Origin of the sequence: Haemophilus sp. UMB1048 (assembly GCF_030218125.1) — a bacterium.
Lineage (GTDB): Bacteria > Pseudomonadota > Gammaproteobacteria > Enterobacterales > Pasteurellaceae > Haemophilus_D.
In genome coordinates this window covers 1-245 of sequence record NZ_JASOPB010000161.1, presented here as the reverse complement: position 1 = coordinate 245, position 245 = coordinate 1, and the positions used below count along the sequence as shown (strand labels likewise).

Sequence of the window (245 nt, the reverse complement as noted above, 5' to 3'; positions counted from 1 at the left end):
ATATTTATCACTCAGCGCTCCTGCGTAGATCTCCGCACGAGACGGCAGACGACCACGTTTTGGCGGCATACGGTAAATCGGATACTGGAACTCGCCCTGACGGGTATGGCGCGCCTGAATTACCGGCGTGTAATAGCCTGTAAACTGCACGTTACCATAGTTGTCGACACCTTCCATCTGCCAGGCATCAATGCCGAACTGGCGCATATTGCGGGTATCACCGCCTGCGCGCAGCCACTCTTGCA

1 protein-coding gene is annotated in these 245 nt (G+C 55.5%); it reads right to left on the bottom strand.

The features are described from left to right. Positions 1-245: MltA domain-containing protein (locus QP437_RS10310; protein WP_285267772.1), on the bottom strand; the 245-nt coding region annotated here is incomplete at both ends.